The organism is Shimia sp., from assembly GCF_965227725.1.
Taxonomy (GTDB): domain Bacteria; phylum Pseudomonadota; class Alphaproteobacteria; order Rhodobacterales; family Rhodobacteraceae; genus Shimia.
In genome coordinates this window covers 473,327-489,461 of sequence record NZ_CBDDGH010000001.1, presented here as the reverse complement: position 1 = coordinate 489,461, position 16,135 = coordinate 473,327, and the positions used below count along the sequence as shown (strand labels likewise).

15 protein-coding genes and 1 tRNA gene are annotated in these 16,135 nt (G+C 56.6%); 5 read left to right on the top strand and 11 right to left on the bottom strand.

The window, feature by feature from the left end; genetic code table 11:
* Nucleotides 1-8: 8 nt before the first annotated feature.
* Complete coding sequence (locus tag ACO07T_RS02370; RefSeq protein WP_422048111.1) at nucleotides 9-1,088, bottom strand: DUF3800 domain-containing protein; 1,080 nt, start codon at nucleotides 1,086-1,088, stop codon at nucleotides 9-11.
* Nucleotides 1,089-1,355: 267 nt separating this feature from the next.
* A complete protein-coding gene (locus ACO07T_RS02365) occupies nucleotides 1,356-2,408 on the bottom strand; it encodes an endonuclease/exonuclease/phosphatase family protein (protein WP_422048110.1) in 1,053 nt (350 codons plus the stop codon).
* A 161-nt stretch (nucleotides 2,409-2,569) separates the two neighbouring features.
* Here ACO07T_RS02365 and ACO07T_RS02360 point away from each other — a divergent pair, with 161 nt between their 5' ends.
* Nucleotides 2,570-3,190, top strand: a complete 621-nt coding sequence (locus ACO07T_RS02360; protein ID WP_422048109.1) for a hypothetical protein — start codon at nucleotides 2,570-2,572, stop codon at nucleotides 3,188-3,190.
* 205 nt (nucleotides 3,191-3,395) lie between these two features.
* Here ACO07T_RS02360 and ACO07T_RS02355 read toward each other — a convergent pair whose 3' ends face one another.
* Nucleotides 3,396-4,331 (bottom strand): DUF3800 domain-containing protein, encoded by a 936-nt coding sequence (locus tag ACO07T_RS02355; protein WP_422048108.1) that lies wholly within the window; start codon nucleotides 4,329-4,331, stop codon nucleotides 3,396-3,398.
* A 215-nt stretch (nucleotides 4,332-4,546) separates the two neighbouring features.
* Between ACO07T_RS02355 and ACO07T_RS02350 the strand changes: the two genes are divergently transcribed.
* Entirely contained in the window at nucleotides 4,547-5,167 is a 621-nt protein-coding gene (locus tag ACO07T_RS02350) for a hypothetical protein (RefSeq protein ID WP_422048107.1), read from the top strand.
* 53 nt (nucleotides 5,168-5,220) lie between these two features.
* Nucleotides 5,221-5,697, top strand: a complete 477-nt coding sequence (locus ACO07T_RS02345; RefSeq protein ID WP_422048106.1) for a hypothetical protein — start codon at nucleotides 5,221-5,223, stop codon at nucleotides 5,695-5,697.
* A gap of 573 nt (nucleotides 5,698-6,270) precedes the next feature.
* Here ACO07T_RS02345 and ACO07T_RS02340 read toward each other — a convergent pair.
* Nucleotides 6,271-6,347, bottom strand: a tRNA-Arg gene (locus ACO07T_RS02340).
* A 265-nt stretch (nucleotides 6,348-6,612) separates the two neighbouring features.
* Between ACO07T_RS02340 and ACO07T_RS02335 the strand changes: the two genes are divergently transcribed.
* Nucleotides 6,613-8,022: a DUF1266 domain-containing protein gene (locus ACO07T_RS02335; protein ID WP_422048105.1), complete on the top strand. Its 1,410-nt coding sequence runs from the start codon at nucleotides 6,613-6,615 to the stop codon at nucleotides 8,020-8,022.
* Nucleotides 8,023-8,068: 46 nt separating this feature from the next.
* Here ACO07T_RS02335 and ACO07T_RS02330 read toward each other — a convergent pair whose 3' ends face one another.
* The 3 genes from ACO07T_RS02330 to ACO07T_RS02320 all read right to left on the bottom strand — a co-directional run bounded on the left by ACO07T_RS02330 (nucleotide 8,069) and on the right by ACO07T_RS02320 (nucleotide 10,499).
* A complete protein-coding gene (locus ACO07T_RS02330) occupies nucleotides 8,069-8,974 on the bottom strand; it encodes a sigma-70 family RNA polymerase sigma factor (protein ID WP_422048104.1) in 906 nt (301 codons plus the stop codon).
* Entirely contained in the window at nucleotides 8,971-9,444 is a 474-nt protein-coding gene (locus ACO07T_RS02325) for a carboxymuconolactone decarboxylase family protein (RefSeq protein WP_422048103.1), read from the bottom strand. The genes ACO07T_RS02330 and ACO07T_RS02325 overlap by 4 nt, the downstream gene beginning before the upstream one ends.
* A gap of 155 nt (nucleotides 9,445-9,599) precedes the next feature.
* A complete protein-coding gene (locus tag ACO07T_RS02320) occupies nucleotides 9,600-10,499 on the bottom strand; it encodes a LysR family transcriptional regulator (RefSeq protein ID WP_422048102.1) in 900 nt (299 codons plus the stop codon).
* Nucleotides 10,500-10,630: 131 nt separating this feature from the next.
* Here ACO07T_RS02320 and ACO07T_RS02315 point away from each other — a divergent pair, with 131 nt between their 5' ends.
* Nucleotides 10,631-11,503 (top strand): SDR family oxidoreductase, encoded by an 873-nt coding sequence (locus ACO07T_RS02315; protein WP_422048101.1) that lies wholly within the window; start codon nucleotides 10,631-10,633, stop codon nucleotides 11,501-11,503.
* A gap of 80 nt (nucleotides 11,504-11,583) precedes the next feature.
* Here the strand turns inward: ACO07T_RS02315 and ACO07T_RS02310 are convergent, their stop codons facing one another.
* Genes ACO07T_RS02310 through ACO07T_RS02295 form a run of 4 tightly spaced genes read right to left on the bottom strand, consistent with a single transcriptional unit; the run spans nucleotide 11,584 to nucleotide 15,981 of the window.
* Nucleotides 11,584-12,903 carry an alginate O-acetyltransferase AlgX-related protein gene (locus ACO07T_RS02310; RefSeq protein WP_422048100.1) on the bottom strand — a complete coding sequence of 440 codons (1,320 nt, stop codon included), beginning with the start codon at nucleotides 12,901-12,903 and terminating at the stop codon, nucleotides 11,584-11,586.
* Nucleotides 12,900-13,928 (bottom strand): alginate O-acetyltransferase AlgX-related protein, encoded by a 1,029-nt coding sequence (locus ACO07T_RS02305; protein WP_422048099.1) that lies wholly within the window; start codon nucleotides 13,926-13,928, stop codon nucleotides 12,900-12,902. Before ACO07T_RS02305 ends, ACO07T_RS02310 begins: the two co-directional genes overlap by 4 nt.
* A 12-nt stretch (nucleotides 13,929-13,940) precedes the next feature.
* Nucleotides 13,941-15,395, bottom strand: coding sequence for an MBOAT family O-acyltransferase (locus ACO07T_RS02300; protein WP_422048098.1), 1,455 nt, complete (start codon nucleotides 15,393-15,395; stop codon nucleotides 13,941-13,943).
* Nucleotides 15,370-15,981, bottom strand: a complete 612-nt coding sequence (locus ACO07T_RS02295) for an alginate O-acetyltransferase AlgF (protein ID WP_422048097.1) — start codon at nucleotides 15,979-15,981, stop codon at nucleotides 15,370-15,372. Before ACO07T_RS02295 ends, ACO07T_RS02300 begins: the two co-directional genes overlap by 26 nt.
* Between the last annotated feature and the right edge of the window lie 154 nt (nucleotides 15,982-16,135).

The following is a 16,135-nucleotide window of genomic DNA, read 5'->3' as shown; positions in this document are numbered from 1 at the left end:
CCCAAGCGTTAACCCAGCCGCCCTGAAAGCATATCTGCCATCTGGTCAATGACATCAGGACCATCCAATCTTTTCGGAGGAAATCGGATGGGGAACTCCCCAGTGGGCACCAACCTATTGGATGAGATATTTCCGAGGCCTTCCTCTATAAGTTCGTTCATGAATTTACGTTCGTCGTCATCAAGATTGGGGTTGAAGTGCTTTGCTGTCAAACCAGCCAAGACATCGCAAAACTGAACCGAAGCGCTCTCGCGCGAGTCTATTGCCTCGGTCGAAACTACCCGCAAAGGATGCGATACGAAACTACCATCCCCAGCTTTCAGTTCGACCTCAGCGTTGTCCGCGGCGGTTATAGCTTCCCACATCGCTCGATCTCTCAGGAACGCCGATGAAGCATCATGAACTACGGCGAAGTCTTCGGGATGTGCCTGACGCCAATGGCCGATCACCGCGATCATCGTACTTGTCTGAATGTTGTTAGAACTACGAAAATCATCGAGACCTGTATATTTCTCGAAGAGTTCTGCTCCCATGGCCATTTGATCAAGAAAGACTTGAATACGTTCGTCTACGCTATTCGCCATCATCCTCAGGCGAAACTGAAGCGTCGACAGGTTTTCCCGTGTGGGGTCGCGACTAAACTGTTGGTAGTGGGCCAAGAGACAATCCATGAATTCCGACGGGGCAAACTGCGTCAGACCGAAATGTACATAGTTCGAGTATCGCCAACAGAATCCGTCATCGTAGAAATCAAAACCTGCGTCGGTGATCGCGGGTTCGACAAGAAAGTCCAAGATCTTTGTCAGTACAGCGAACCGCTTGTTCGTCGCATAACAGAAGGATGTGTCGGCCACCTCGTGAAGATGGTTGCAAAAATTCCTGAGCCCATTTCTCTGACGCTTTGACTTCCAAATGCGTGTGAAATGGTACTCATCTGCGCGGTTGTTTGGAAACGACGAACGCAGAATCTCGGTGGCGCGCGCCTCCTCAATATCTGCACTGGCCACCGAGAAAACGGGCTGGTCCGGGTCCAAGAGGTTATAGCCCGTAAAGCCAGATTCATCGAAGTAAATGGTTCGTAGAGACATTCTCAAATTCAACTAAGGGATCGCATTCTGACCTGCACATTGCTTGGGTCCTTTTCAAGAGAACCATTGTACTGCCGCCAACCCCAATGGTCCATGACAGATAAAAATCGCCGTCAGGACAACTGTCTGCTGCAACCTCTTTTTTTGCACTGGCAGCGAACGTCTGCAACATGGGTCGCGGCTGCAATATTGGAATGCGATGTTCAATGGCAGCCCAGAGCCGAACCTCGCTATCTCATTTTGTGCTGTGAGCGCTGGTTTCGCTGGTCAAGAAGTCAACGGTGAGATGGTTACGCAGACTGGCGCATGATCAGTTGTCAGTAGTTTATCGAGGTCTTCAAAGTGATCTGAGTAGAAATCAACTGCGGTTACCTCTGCGACACGTCCGGGGTTTTTGGGATTCAGCCCATTTGATACCAAGATAAAATCCAAAGTTGCTGCGTCATAGTTCCAGCCACCCGCGTGGGTTACAGGCCTTGTTGCGGGGCTCTGATTTGGCACCAAGCCATAGCTATCATAGAGTTGCCAAGTAAAATTCCAGGCTCTGTCTGCCTTACTTTCAATACTACTACGCCTCTTGCGAGCAATGTTATGCACACGCTCCTGTTGTGTCAGGATTCGAAGTGTTGTCGACGCCTCGTCATCATTGAAGTCACCGACAACGACAAGTGGCCGGTTCTTGTCGCTGACCAATTCTTCCATGGCTGCTAGGTATACACCGGCCGCTTCCCCGCTACGCCGAATGAGCTGGTCTGCATCGTTGGTTGCACGCGCACGAAGATGTTCTCGAAACCGCTCTTTCCAGCTCTCATATTTGGCAATTTCGTCACCATCGACAAACGTCCCCTTTGACTTGAAATGGCAGACATAAACAACAAGACTTCCCATTTGGGGAGTGTCAATCTCGGCACGTACAACCGAACGCCTAAAGTCATAATCGTCTTGGAGTTGCGTATTTTCTCTGAGTTCTTGAGGATAGGCCAGCGCTGTGGGTTTACTGATAAAAGGGTACCGTGAGGCGATCGCCGTAACCGGGCCCACAAATATCCGGCTGTCAGACGGATCGATAGCTGGATCATCTACAACAGCAACATGAGGATAGCCTTGCTCGTTCATGAAGGCTTTGAATTCATCGACACTAAAAATTTCCTGAAAACCGATAATGTCGGCATTCATTTGGCCGATAATCTCCTTCATCCAAACGTGCTTGGCAGCCCATTGATCGTCCTCGTAGTCTTTCGACTCGTCGAGATCGTACCAATAGGTCCCAACTTTTGCATATTGAAAGACATTCCATGTAGCTATCTTCAGATCAGCCATAAGAAATCTCGCTTCAGAAAAAATGGAGTTGCCGCTGCAAACTGGCGGCGCAGTATTAGAAAAATCATCTTGCCTTGGTATCGCGTGGATACAACTATAGAGAAAATAGATGATCACACCAGTATACTAAATGGCAACGTCGGCATTCACCTTGGAGAGCCATGTTAAAAGAGTTTCTTGCTTGGATGGAGAGACATCCTATTGCACTTGCCCTTGTCCTGATTGGGGGCTTAGGCGGTGGTGTATCCACTGTTACCGGAACAACTACATTTCTTTGGAAATTGGCTTTCCCGGAGACTGAGGACGAACAAAAATTGGATCCGTTCGGTCGACCAATTGTTACTGGGCGCCTTTGTCCGGTTTTGTATGATGCAAGTTGCGTAGTAGACAACAAGTCAGCGCTTGCAGAAATTGGAAAGCATTCCGGAGGTGTGATCGCACTAGAGCTCAGGATTGATTGGGCTGTCGATACCTTGGACTCAAGATGGGCAATGTGTGACGATGGCGAAGGTGTGTCTGACGTTCCGATCAATCTTGATCATTCGGAGCCCAGTTTCATAGTCTTTGATGTTCCAATCGTCGCCAACTCGTGTGATCAACAAGAGTTTCTTGGACTATCTGGAGATGTACTTAATGCTGGTTTGATTCAAGAGAATGCCGGAAACCAAGAGTATCTGATCACCGGAACATTTTTTGTGGGTAGCGGGGAACTATTCAACGATACTCTGCCAACGGTCGCTTATCCCGCATGGACGAAATTAGAAGTGTTCCCCAAAAGCTGATCGCAGAACGACAAGAGGGAACTTCTTGCTAGGTGCTTTTGGTGGACGTCGGGTTTGTGCCAACGCAAGGAACACCATTCAACTGTCAGCGCCATCTGAACATCCGACCCCAAACCTAACTTGGTTTCGCGCTCGCAGCGAATGACGGCAAAGCGGGCTGCGACCGCAGCAACCCCACCAGTCAGTGAACGGCGGCTGTGGGCCGTCAATGGATGCAGCCAAGATAATTCTCGCCAAATCGCTCCATGGCGGCGTTAGAAATTCGTTCTCCTGCACTATCATCGATGAACAAGCCCCAAGGGTAGACGTCGACATTTGCTAGATCGAAGTCGTCTATTGGGTTTTGTTTGTTCTTGGCCAAGAAGGCGTAACGAATACCCGCCCACATCTCAAAACCGAGTTCGACCTCTAGGCCATCATAGACGCTGTCTTCAGGCATATCGAGAACCACTTTCTTGGTCACCTCGCCGAGCGTCTCAAGCAGCATTGTGCTACAAGTATGTGCAACAATATCAGCTAACTGAATGCCTAAGTGCATTCGTGAGTCTTGCTCGAAATGGAATTCGCAGCATCCATGGGCGGATTCTCTTTCAACCAAGCCACCCGCAGCTTTAGTTGATTGGAGCAGTCCCTGGTCAAAAAATACCTTGTGTGACTGCCCTTCAAGACTGGGATGAGACAAAGCAGAGCTCAGTAGCCTGAGTGCCGCAGGTCCCAGCCTTTTGTCTCCGTCCACAACGCAAACAGCAATTTTGCATTGCCTTCCAATGAACGACTTTAAGTCAGCTCTTAAGCCTTGAATCTGTCGGTCTCCCGCCATTTTTGCCGAAGATTTGTACTCAAACTCTTTGGGATCATATCCATGTTTCCGAAAGACAGTGCTGAGAGGCTCTGTCGGATCAGTGTCGCAGATTACAAATGCAGCCAGAGAAAAAACAACACGATGATGTTTACTGTCGTCTAAGTAAAAGTAAGCCATGCAGTCAAAGTATGCGCGCCGAGGTTGTTCTAAAAGGTTGTTCTCGGGGGTTTTCGAAATTTCGCCACTGTGGAAGTGCGAATGCCGGCTTTGCAGTTCCGCGTCATTGCACGCCCCTGTCGCTACAATGACCGGTCTGGGCAGTTTTTCGGAGCGCTTCATGTTCCGCATACGAACCCGGGCCTTAGGAACAGCGTACCGGAATGACGCGTACACCTATACCAAATGGCAATAGTGGTGCTCAATTTGGGGCGCCGGAGCTAGACGAGCGCTCAAACGCTTGTTGATTGCGATCGAATTGCTGCAGAATGGGATTCATTCGGGTTTCGCTTCCTGACTGGCGAAATTTTCTGAGCACACTCTGTGGGGATTGATTTATGAACACTTGTTTTTCTGCTGCTACCAGTTTGTGTTTGCTCTTCGCGGCCAACGCAACCATGGCGAAGGTATACGAATGCGAAGCTACAGATGAAGATACAAGACTAGGAGTATCACCTAGATCGATAGTCAATATTGTAGATGACGAAGACAAGAAGCTGTGTACTTTTTCGGTTAATAACTACAAAGCTGATAGCCCTCCGCAGGAGGAACTTGATGCAGCACTCGAGCGCCTCTTTCCAAACAACGCCGATACTTTCGTGGGGATCAGTCAAGGAGTGGACAGCGTACCAATAGACGCGTTTGCAGCTCTGTTGGTGGCCGCAGGGCCAGACTCGGTTATCGACGAAATGGAAAAAATTCTTTTGGAATCCAGAGAAGCCCTCTCAAGTTGCCTGGAGACCTATAGAACATCAACGTCAAGCTCCCTTTCTGGAGAACCTTCCGCCAGCAAGGCGTTTGACAATGGAGAGTTCAATTGTTTCGTCAGCATGAATGGCGCGTTTGAAAATGATCGTGTTTTGAGCATCGTGTCAGAAGACAGCGATCAAGCCATACCTACCCTCATTGTTTGGGTGCAACGGGGGAACCTGGGAAATTACCTGTTCTTGCCAAAATGAAGAATTGTACCCCTCAAACACGAACGCAACGCTTTTGGTCTTTTGTCAAAGGGTTGGCTTTCGACACCGGCTACGATTGGCTGAAGGCGTTAGTTTTAATGCTTGTTAGTTTCGGCATTGGCAATCTGACAGGGTGGCTGAAGCCGGAACCGAGGGAAATTGAAGCACCACTGAATTACATTGGTGACTATATCGAAGGTTACACTTTCTACACGGCCGCTTTTGATGCGTATGTTGATGATTACGGAACCTCGGTAAGTCTGATTTACCAACCTCCGGAATTGGAGACGGTTCGATACTGCGAGGCGGCGACTTTCTCAGGTCGGAAGCGCGAGCTTTTTCAACAAATTTTGCAAAAAACGACCGGCTGCATCGCGATAGATTCGACAATTTCTGATAGTCAAAAAACACTAGTGGTCACTCCGAGCTCGGGCTTGCAGACCGCAACAAGTGACAAAAAATCCGGTTTCTTTTGTAAGTGTGAACAAGTTGTTCTGGACCGGTTTCTTAGTGATCCAGAAGCACCTTAGGTAAAAATGGCACCTCATTGCCAATGACTATGCGCGGTCGATCCTACTGGGTGTGACCTTGCCTAGGATTCGGGCGCGCAGCGAATGTCTGCTATGCGGGCTGCGGCTGCAGCATTTGGGACAAGAGTCGAGTGACCGGTTGGGCCGTTCGTGTTATTCCGCAGTGCTTATCATCGTCGGCACAAATAGTGATTTCTGAAGTGCGACGTCGCTTGTGGTGGGGCTTATCGCCCCGCCGCTCTTGTTTATTGGGCCAGCGGGATTTGGACGAGCCAAACGCCCCTGGCCGTCAGGGGTAAAGCGCCGCCTTCCCCCTCGGGCAACCCTATTAGACAGGGCCGTGTCCTCGGCTGCGCCACCCTGTCGAATAGCATTGCCTCGCCCCCTCCCGCGTTCGCCACGTGGCAGATCAGCAGGAGCAGGCGGCTTCGCCGACTGAACCTGCAAATCAGCCCTGATTTTCCGAAAGGCAAGTCAGATCAATCGAAACAGCCTGCGGGAGCATGAAATGAGGATGTTGGGTCAGTTTATGACGCAAAGGTCAAAGTCGTGTGACGTTCAACATCGGGAAAATGGCGCTCTGGGGAGGATTCGAACCCCCGACCCCTTGATTCGTAGTCAAGTACTCTATCCAGCTGAGCTACCAGAGCGCGGTGAAGGGGATTTAGAGCCTTGCGGGCGGGAGCGCAAGAGCAAAAAGACAGAAAAGTCAGATCTCACTTCTTTCTGCGCAGATCTGCCTGCAAAGACGTGCCACAGGCATGGTCGCGCTGCGGCTCAAAGCGCGGCAGGGCTGCAAGCTGTGGCAGTAACGCGGAGTTTAACGCGGCTTTGGTCTTTCGGGTGTTGCGTCCTTTGCATTCGCTCAAAAGCTGTGCCACTTCGGACGGGCATTATTGAGACTGTGTGACCCAAATGACCAAGCCTTTTTTGTCGAGCAATATCCAGAACCTCGCAGGCACCCGGACGCTGACTTTGCCCAAAGAACCCTGGCGCCGCGTGTATAGCAACTTTTTCACCCGGATCCGCGTGATCGTGCTGTCGGTGAGCAGCCTGCCGGCGCTGCTGTCTCTGCCGTTTTTCGGGGTGAGCGAGATCTTTTTCTACCTGATGATCCCGACGCTGCTGTTGACGTATTTTGCTGTGAGAAAGCTGCGGGGGCGGGCCAAGCGGGAAATCACCCGCTATCACAAGGCACGCGAAAACGAGCTTCTGGGAGAAGAGGAGCTGCAGGCGCTTAATCTATGCGCGCGGTTCACCTATCGCGATCAGGGCTGGTACCACACCTATGAGAACTTCCCGTTCTGGGACCGCAAGGCAGGCTATGACGATCCGGCGTTTTCCGAGACGCGGCCCTACATCACGCTGAAGTTTGACTATTCCGAGCATCTTGCACGGTCGCTGAAGCAGAGTTGGGGGATCACCTCCAAGAAGGGCGCTTTGACGATGATCCATGATCTGCGTGACGGCAAACTGCACCGGTGCTCAATTGTGAATATGTTCAATCAGGAAGGCTTTGATATTGTCTATGACATTCTGTCCAGCCTGACCGGGGTGCCGCATGACAGCTTTCATCAGGTGTTTTTCCCGGACGAAGATCAGCCCCATGCGGAGGAGACACAGGGACAGTCTCTGGTGGCGGCGCTGGATCAATTTGGATTGGATGAAGCGGTGTTCCTGGCGGCGATCAGGGACAAATGCGAAGAGTTTGAGGATCCGCAGAGCCTGAAGTTGCACGGAGACGCGCGTGATCAGATGTTCCAGATCGTGCGCCATGTGGGCCGTTTGGCGTTGCGCAATGACCTGCGCAATATGTTCCTGTTTAAGGCGGAAGCGATTGATCAGGTGCTTTATCCGCAGGGCGAAGACGATCTGCTGGCGCTGGGCTGGGGGTTTGATCTGAGCCGGGGCATGTTCCTTTTGCGCAATGCCTATGCCGCCGGTTTCCTGACGCGGGAAGAGCTGCGCAGTGAGCTGCCCGCCTACCGGCAGGTGGCCAGTGCGGTCTTTCCGGATTGGCAGAGCTATTTCTGCAGCGAAGTCATTGGATATCTGTCCTGGAAGATGCGCGACAGCAAACCGGCGGATGCCTATTCCGAGACCTCCGGCGCTGCGGATGAGTGCCACAAAGTGATGGCTCAGCACTTTCCGATCGGGCGTCAGCTGCCGTGGCCAGAGGCAGATGCGGCGGCAAAGGAGGCTTTGGCGCAGGCCTTGGCGGGCAATGACGTGAACCCGTTCTTCATGCCGCAAACGCTCGGCGCGGCTGTTGCACCGCCGCCGCTAGCAGAGATCAGCCAGCCTGAGGGCGCGCTTTTACATTAAGAGCGCGGTTTTTAGCCGTTCGGCGAGGCACGAAAGGCAAAGGCGCTCAGGTGCCTGGCCTCATTGGAAGGTCGAAGACAGGGGCCAGATGGGCGGTCTTTTCCGGGTTGCGAACGATGTAGATGCCGGTGATCTGGCCGTCTTCGATCCGGAGCGCCGTTGTCTGGATCAAGCCATCTTCGGGCGTACGGCTGAGGATGGCAGGCAGCCCGTTGAGGTGGCGGAAGTGCCATGGCGAGGGTGGCAGGCCTTGCTGCTTTTTGGCGATGCCTGCAAAGAAGCGGACAAGCCGCTCTCGCCCAGAGATCACACGCCGGGCGGCAATGGCCTTGCCGCCACCATCCGCGATCACCTGCGCGTTCTCTGCAAGCAGGCGGGACAAGGCCCCGGTGTCACCCGTGCGCGCCGCCTGGAAGAAGGCCAGCGTAATCGCTTCGCCCTCTGAGGGGCTGACGGTGCTGCGCGGGCGGGCCTCATGCACATGGCTGCGCGCCCGGGTCACAAGTTTGCGGCAGGTGGCGGCGCTGCGCTCTAGGATTGTGGCCACTTCGTCGTAGTCAACGTCAAACACGTCCCGCAGCAGAAACGCCGCGCGCTCCAGCGGGGTCAGGCGTTCCAGTGCCTGCAGCAGTGCGACGGAGACATCATGGTCGGTGCGCTCTGTCGGATCGTCGGTCAGGATGGGTTCGGGCAGCCACTCGCCGGGATACTCCGCGCGTAGATGTTTGGCGGCGCGCAGGCGGTCGAGGCAGAGGTTGGTGGCAATCTTGATGAGAAAGCCGGTGGGGTCGCTCACATGCTCCCGATTGGCCTGTTGCCACTTGATGAAGCAATCCTGCACGATGTCTTCGGCATCGCTGACCGAGCCGAGCATACGGTAGGCGACCGCGAAAAGGCGCGGCCGCAAAGAGAGGAAGTCTCTCGTGAAAATCGGATCCGCCCGGGCGGTCATGCGGCATCTGCCTCCTGTGGCAAGTCGTGGGGCATGCGAAACCCGATGGCAATACGGTTCCAACTGTTGATCGCGCAGATCACAAGGGTGAGCGCGGCCTGCTCGCGCGGGGTGAACTGTGCGTTGATTGCGGCGTAGTCCGCATCGGGGGCTTGCGTGGTTTCGATGCGGGTCAGGGCTTCGGCCCAAGCGAGCGCTGCGGTTTCACGCGGGGTATAGACCGACGCCTCGCGCCAGGCATTGAGCAGATAGAGCCGCTCTTCGCGCTCGCCGTGGGTCTTGGCATCCTGCCAGTGCATGTTGATGCAGAAGGCGCAGCCGTTGATCTGTGAGACGCGCAGTTTCACCAGCTCAATCAGGCTGTGTTCGAGCCCGCTTTGCTTCAGGAGGGCTTCCTGGTCGAGCAGGGGTTTGAGCAGGTCTGGCGCGACCCCGAAATGGTCAAGGCGCTGGGCGTTTTGTGTGGACATCGTTGTCTCCTGTTGTTCGTGACATAAGGAGGACGCGCGGGAGGTGGGATTTGTGACATCCCACCGCAAGATTTCTGCACTTTTTTCGTGGCTTGTTTGCGCGGGGCAAGATCTATGACGCTGGCTGCCATTGAAAGCCTGTGGAGCACCGCGCGCTATTTGAAGTGTGTCTCCGCCCAGAGGCTCAGCGCATCAATGAACACGCGGACCTTGCTGGCGAGGAAACGACCGCTGGGGTAGACGGCATTGATCGGGGTGGCAGGGGGCTCCAGCGGGAAGCCGGGGAGCACCGGTTGCAAGGTGCCTGTATCGAGATCATCGCGCACGGTCCAGATCGGCAGCATGGCGATGCCCAGACCGGATTTTGCCGCCTCTCTGAGCAGGACAAGGCTGCCGACCTGAAAACGCCCGGAGACCGGGACGTCGAGCACCTCATCGCCGGTTTTGAAACGCCAGATCGTGCGCTCCGTTTCGGTTTTGAAGGACAGGCAGGGCAGGGTGCTCAGATCGCCGGGTTGGCTTGGGGTGTCGTAGTTGGCCAGAAACGCAGGGCTCGCCACAAGCAGGGATCGGCTCATCACCAGCCGTTTGGCGATCAGGCTTGAGCTCTCCAAATGGCCCATGCGGATGGCGACGTCGATGCCGCGGTCGATGAGGTCTTCCATCTTGGCGGAGGTGTGCAGCTGCACGCGCAGGTTCGGATATTTGGCGAGGAACTCCGGCAGCATGGGGGAGAGCAGCGCATGGGCAAGGTCGGCCTCTGCCGTGACCCGCAGCACGCCGGAAGGGTCTTGGCCCAGCTGGGACACAGCCCGCCGCGCGGCCTCTGTGTCTTCGACGATCTGGCGGGCGTGGCGCAGATAGATCTCTCCGGCCTCGGTCAGAACCTGTTGCCGGGTGGTGCGTTGCAAAAGCCGGGTGCCCAGATCTTCCTCCAGCCGGGATATCTGTCGGGACACGGCAGAGGGCGTGGTGTGGGTGGCGCGGGCGACAGCGGAGAAGCTGCCTTTGTCCACCACCTGCACAAACAGGCGTAGCAGAGTCAGATCATCCATTTGTTCCCTCCGAGCACATATGATGTTCCAAGTTAGAGACTTATCTCAATCTTGGCATAAATCATATTGAAACCACAGGCGAGACGCCAGTCTGGCGCCGCCATGGCAAGAGAGATGAAAGTGAGATTGATATGCCTAAAACAATTCTTGTGACCGGTGCCTCCAGCGGGTTTGGGCGGCTGATTTGTGAGACTTTGGCGGGGAGCGGCCATCGGGTTTATGCGACCATGCGGGATACTGACGGGAAGAACAGCGCCCATGCGGAGGCCTTGCGTGACCGGGGGCTGCAGGTGCTGGATCTGGACGTGACGCAAAGTCAGTCGGTCGCGGCGGCTGTGGATGTCATTGCGGGCAAGGAAGGCCAGATTGATGTTCTGGTCAACAATGCGGGCGTGGCCTCGGCCGGTGTGTCTGAAGCGTTTTCCGAGGAACAACTTGCAAATCTGTTTGATGTGAATGTTCTGGGCGTGCATCGCGTCACCCGCGCGGTGTTGCCTTTGATGCGCCAGCACAAGACGGGGCTGGTGGTGAACATCGGCTCGATCCTTGGGCGCGTGACCTTTCCGTTTTTTGGGCTTTATGGGGCGAGCAAATTTGCGGTGGAGGCAATGACGGACAGCTACCGCTATGAGCTTTCCCAGCTGGGGATTGATGTGTGTCTGGTGCAGCCAAGTGCCTATCCGACACAGATGTATGCCAGCGCCGATCAGCCGGTGGATCACAGCCGGGTGGCGGCCTATGGCGAGGTCGGGCAGATCCCGGCGGCGATGTTTGATCAGTTCATGGTGATGCTGTCAGGGGAGCAGGCGCCCAACCCGCAGGATATTGCTGATGCTGTGGCGGATCTGGTGGTGCAGCCCGCAGGCCAGCGCCCGGCGCGGGTTGTGGTGGGCAACAGCTTTGGGGCGGAAGCCATCAACACGATGACCGCGCCGATACAGGCAGACACCATAAAGGCGCTGGGGTTGGAGCATCTTGGCGTGTCGATCAACACCTGCGGTTGAGGGGCATCTTCAATCCAAAAGCTAAGCCTCGGGGGAGAGACTCCGGGGCTTTTGTCTGTGAGCTGAACTTGCCTATGCGCTCAATAGAAATGCGCCGTGGCCCCGGTGCCGATCGCTGGCCCGTCATAGCGCAGGGTGATTGACTGCAATCCTTGTGCTGACAGGTCATCCAGGCTGAAGGCCCACCAATCAGAGCGCAGCGCGGCGGGGACATGTTTCTTGCGGATCATGGATTGGGTTTGCTTGGTGCCGTCCTCAAAGCGCAGATCGATTTTGATGCGCTGCACAGTGCTTTCGGGGAGATGCAGGGCCATCATTGCGGGCTGGCGGCTGGACACGTCGATCCGTGTCTTGCCGGATGATGTCAGCGTGGCGGCAGGTGCAGGCAGTTTGGCAAGGTCGTTTTGCAAGGCTCCCAGCAGTTGACGCAAGACGCCCGGATTGCGCAGGCCATCTGTGTAGGGCAACTCCCAGATGACCAGATCAAACGGGGCGTCCACTGTCAGCAGGCCGGCGTTGACCACGCCTTCGATTGCGCCGATGGCACCGCCGCCGGAAACAGAGTGGTTGACCACATCCGCCTGCAAGGCTCCGCTGATCGCATCGGCCACGCGGTAGGCATCTTTCTTATACCGGTTGCTGAAGCTTGACCCCGCCAAAAGGATACGCGGGCGGCCTGTGGTCTCGGCCAGCAGATCGGTCTCCGCGCTCGGGAAGGCGGGTATGGTCTGTGTCACCGGAGGAAGCTCTACGCCGCACACCGCCTTCGCCATATCGGCCAGTGAGCCGCGTTCGGAAAAGACCTGCGTTGAGGCGAGATTGGGCTGCACAGGGGGGGTGTCGGCAAAGGCGTCAATCTCGGCGGCTCTGACCTCATGGGCGAGGGCCATGGCGCTTTCGGCCGCGCCTCGTGGTGTCCAATGGGTGTCGTGTTTGTAATAGAAGGCCTCACGCAGGGTCTCATCGCTGATCGCGTGCTCCAGCAGGTTTGGCGCGATCACGCCCGAGCTGCGCAGCAGTTCGATCATTTGGGTGAAAGACGCGCTCACTGCGGCCACATCAAAGTCGATGTCGTCTTTGGCCAGTGTATCCAAGGTGGATTGTCCGGCAACCAGCGGGCGGGGCGGGGCCATCAAAATGGCAAGCCGCGTGCCGCGCGCCTCAAACTCGGAGGCGATCTGCGAGAGCAGATGGGCGGCCTGCGCATCAGGCAGATAGGTGGTGTCCATCTGGTCGGCGGTGATCACCCAATCGGTTGGCGACCCCGAGAGGACAGGGGCCAGCTTGCGGTATTTCTTGGGCATGGTGTCAGGCGAGCGAAACTCTGAACACAAGGGCGCGGCATGGGCTGTGGTTGCGCAGATGCTGACAGCGGCGAAAGCGGCGAGAAGGTGTTTCATGGCGTGGTGCTCCAGGTGTCAATGTAGCGTTCGGGGATTTCCCAAAGGACGATTTGCGGCCGGGTGGTGATCAGTTGCCCGTCTGCCAGAAAGCGCTCCATCGGCGTGAACGGGCCACGTCCTTCCATGGCGAAAGACAGCACCTCCGCCTGCAGGCTGGATTTCAGGAAACCTGTTAAGTGAAAGTCCTGACGCGCCGAAAAGCTGGTGCCGACAAGGGCAACCGGCGTTTTGATGTCGTCAAAGAGGCCAAGCTCCTGGCTGGAGGCGGATGTGGTTTCATAGGTGTTGATCTGCTCGGGCGCGGGGCCAACGTAGGGCCGCCAGATGCCGGTATCGGCAAAAGCCAGCAGATCCCCGTCAAAGCGGCGGGTGCCGGTGTGCCGTGTCTCAAAAGGTGTTTGGGTGCCGATTTCACCGGCGAGGGCTTTAGACAAGGCCTGCGCCACGCTGCGCGCACCTTCGGGGCTCCAATGGGTGTCCGTGCGCATGAAGGCATTTGGCCCTGAGAGCGCTGGGCGCATATCCAAAGTGCGCAGCCCTTCTGCGGCAAGCATCTTAAGCAGGTGGTCATAGCGCTCAGCAAACTGCGCAGAACGGGTGCGGGGCAGGGCATCTGCCATCATGCGGATTTTGTCCGGGAGGATCACTGGCACCAGTTCAGCGCCCATTGCTTCAATCGGCGCCTGCGCCGCGCGCAGGGCGGTCAAAAAGTCTTGGCTGTCTTTCGGTGGCAACAGCTCCTCTGACGTGAAGAGGACGCCGTTAGCCCCGGCCACCGCGCCTTCTGCCATTTCCGAAAAAAGACCGAACTTCAGCGCGGCCCATGTCTGGCGCAGGGAGGACCGGAGAGGGAAACTGTTGTCAAACCGGCCCTCATACTGGCGCTGAGCGGCACCGGAGAGGACATTGGCCTCAAGCCCCGCGAGGGGCGCTTTGGCAAACATCCAGATCCCCGGAAGGAGCGTCAGGGCGATAAAACTGGCGACGAAGGTCTGTGCGTGGAGGGAAGGGCGAAACGACATCACGGGGCTCCGTCAAAACTGGAAATAGAGGAAAGGGGCCTCGCCGCGCGCCTGAATGACCACAGCGCAGAGCAGGAACAGGGCCGCGCTGCGCAGGCGGGCGGAGGCGGACCAGAGCGCGCTGCCGCGTGGCATCTGCAATGCAGCTTGCCAAAAGGGACGCACAGAGAGGGCAGCGCCGAGGGTCAGGCAGGCAAGCTCGGTTGGGCGCAGCAACAGGGCGCTCTCGGGTGACAGCGGGTGGCCGTTTACGCCGATCATGCCGCCATAGATGCCAAAGGCGTGGCTTACCGTGTCGGCGCGGAACATCACCCAGCCAAGCAGCACAAACACCATGGTCAGAGGCCAGGCCAGGGCGCGGGGCCAGACCGTGGCGCGGTGCTTTGCACCCAAGGCGCGCTCAATCGCCATCAAGCTGCCGTGCCAAAGCCCCCAAAGCAGGAAGGTCCAGTTTGCGCCATGCCACAGGCCGCCCAGAAGCATCGTCAGGATCAGATTGCGATAGGTTTTTACCGCGCCCCCGCGATTGCCGCCCAGCGGCACATAGAGGTAGTCGCGCAGCCATGTGGACAGGCTGATGTGCCAGCGCCGCCAGAATTCCGTGACGGATTGGCTCACGTAAGGTGCGTTGAAATTCTCCATGAAGCGAAAGCCGAGCATCAAACCCAGCCCGATCGCCATGGCGGAGTAGCCTGCGAAATCAAAAAAGAGCTGGATCGCGTAGGCCGTCGCGCCAAGCCAGGCTTCGGCCATGGTCGGAGCGCTGAGCGCAAACATCCGGTCCGCGAGCGGGGCGACGCTGTCTGCGATCAGGATCTTCATCGCCAAGCCTGTCACAAAGCGGCGCACACCTGTGACGAAATTGGCCAGAGAATGGGTGCGGTGCTCAAACTGATGGGCGAGATCCTTGTAGCGCAGGATCGGCCCCGCGATCAGCTGCGGAAACAGGGAGGAAAACGCCAGAAAATCCACAAGACGCGCGGCGGGCGGGGCGTCGCCGCGCGCCACATCCAGAATGTAGCTGATCGATTGAAAGACCAGAAACGACAGCCCGATTGGCAGAACGATCTCCGGTAGGCTGACACCGCCGCCGGGTGTGGCCCCCAAACGGGCAAGAGCATCGTTGTAGGAACCTGCGATAAAATAGGCGTATTTGAACCAGCCAAGGATCAGCAGGTTGATCGCAACACCCAGACGCACCGCCCAAAACCGCCGTGATGCTGAAGTGCTGTTCGTGGCCACCGCCCCGGCCACATAGCTGATCGACGCGATGGCCAGCACCAAGGCGAGGTAACTCACTTTCCACCAGCCATAAAATATGCAGCTTGCGATCAGCAGCACCAAGGTGCGGAAGCGCGGGGGCGTGAGGTAATAGATCAGCAGAAAGACGGGCAGGAAGCCGAACAGGAAGATAGGCGTGGAAAACACCATGGCCGCGCCCTCAGTTGGCTGAGAGAACAGGGCCAAAGCTGTTCTCAATCAGGCGCGCGCTGTCAGCATTTGCTATGAAGCTCATGTTCTGTCCGCGCGACAACGACAGATCAAAGGTGCCGAGCAGCGCGCCGTCGCTGACGCGCTGAACCGCCAGTGTCACAGCGATGGGATTCACAGCCCGACTGGTCGCCGCGCCTGCAGGCACCGCTGCAATCACCTCGGTCTTGCGCGCAGGCACAATCAGGCGCACCGGATCTGTTCCGGTATTTACAAGAATGAGGTGCACCTTGGCGGCGGTCTCCCGATCCGGTTCTTCTATGATAACAGGGGCCGATGGACCGGCGGCAAGGCTATAATAGCTGCCCGCACGCACCCCGCTTAAATTGGCAGCGCTGATGGCCACATATGTGTCGTCTGGGGCCTCTGCTCTTGGCAGTTGCTGCCCGGCGAAAGTGATCGCTTTGTCAGTGGCGTCAAATTCCGCCAGCACACGGACAAACACCGCATCTTCCGGCGCAGGGGCCTCATAAAGCGCCGCCTCCTCCGCCCGCAGCGGCAATATCGCGGCTCCGATGGCCATAAGGGCGGCAAGTATCCTCTGGGGTTTGAAAAAGGGCATCGTCCGGCTCCAAATAGCTGTCCCAAACTGGATAGCGCGGGAGGAGCAGGCGGAGGGACGGGCAGCTGGTTAGCCGCATTGCCAAAAGTATAGGCAAACCCGCCAAAGGAGAGGCGTGGGTCGGTTTCGGGCGGTGGTGCTGCGCAGGGGGGAG

What these genes read in the sequence shown, in the direction of transcription:
- ACO07T_RS02370 (WP_422048111.1), bottom strand. Translation starts at nt 1,088, where the DNA reads ATGTCTCTACGAACCATTTACTTCGATGAATCTGGCTTTACGGGCTAT.
- ACO07T_RS02365 (WP_422048110.1), bottom strand. Translation starts at nt 2,408, where the DNA reads ATGGCTGATCTGAAGATAGCTACATGGAATGTCTTTCAATATGCAAAA.
- ACO07T_RS02360 (WP_422048109.1), top strand. Translation starts at nt 2,570, where the DNA reads ATGTTAAAAGAGTTTCTTGCTTGGATGGAGAGACATCCTATTGCACTT.
- ACO07T_RS02355 (WP_422048108.1), bottom strand. Translation starts at nt 4,331, where the DNA reads ATGAAGCGCTCCGAAAAACTGCCCAGACCGGTCATTGTAGCGACAGGG.
- ACO07T_RS02350 (WP_422048107.1), top strand. Translation starts at nt 4,547, where the DNA reads ATGAACACTTGTTTTTCTGCTGCTACCAGTTTGTGTTTGCTCTTCGCG.
- ACO07T_RS02335 (WP_422048105.1), top strand. Translation starts at nt 6,613, where the DNA reads ATGACCAAGCCTTTTTTGTCGAGCAATATCCAGAACCTCGCAGGCACC.
- ACO07T_RS02330 (WP_422048104.1), bottom strand. Translation starts at nt 8,974, where the DNA reads ATGACCGCCCGGGCGGATCCGATTTTCACGAGAGACTTCCTCTCTTTG.
- ACO07T_RS02325 (WP_422048103.1), bottom strand. Translation starts at nt 9,444, where the DNA reads ATGTCCACACAAAACGCCCAGCGCCTTGACCATTTCGGGGTCGCGCCA.
- ACO07T_RS02320 (WP_422048102.1), bottom strand. Translation starts at nt 10,499, where the DNA reads ATGGATGATCTGACTCTGCTACGCCTGTTTGTGCAGGTGGTGGACAAA.
- ACO07T_RS02315 (WP_422048101.1), top strand. Translation starts at nt 10,631, where the DNA reads ATGCCTAAAACAATTCTTGTGACCGGTGCCTCCAGCGGGTTTGGGCGG.
- ACO07T_RS02310 (WP_422048100.1), bottom strand. Translation starts at nt 12,903, where the DNA reads ATGAAACACCTTCTCGCCGCTTTCGCCGCTGTCAGCATCTGCGCAACC.
- ACO07T_RS02305 (WP_422048099.1), bottom strand. Translation starts at nt 13,928, where the DNA reads ATGTCGTTTCGCCCTTCCCTCCACGCACAGACCTTCGTCGCCAGTTTT.
- ACO07T_RS02295 (WP_422048097.1), bottom strand. Translation starts at nt 15,981, where the DNA reads ATGCCCTTTTTCAAACCCCAGAGGATACTTGCCGCCCTTATGGCCATC.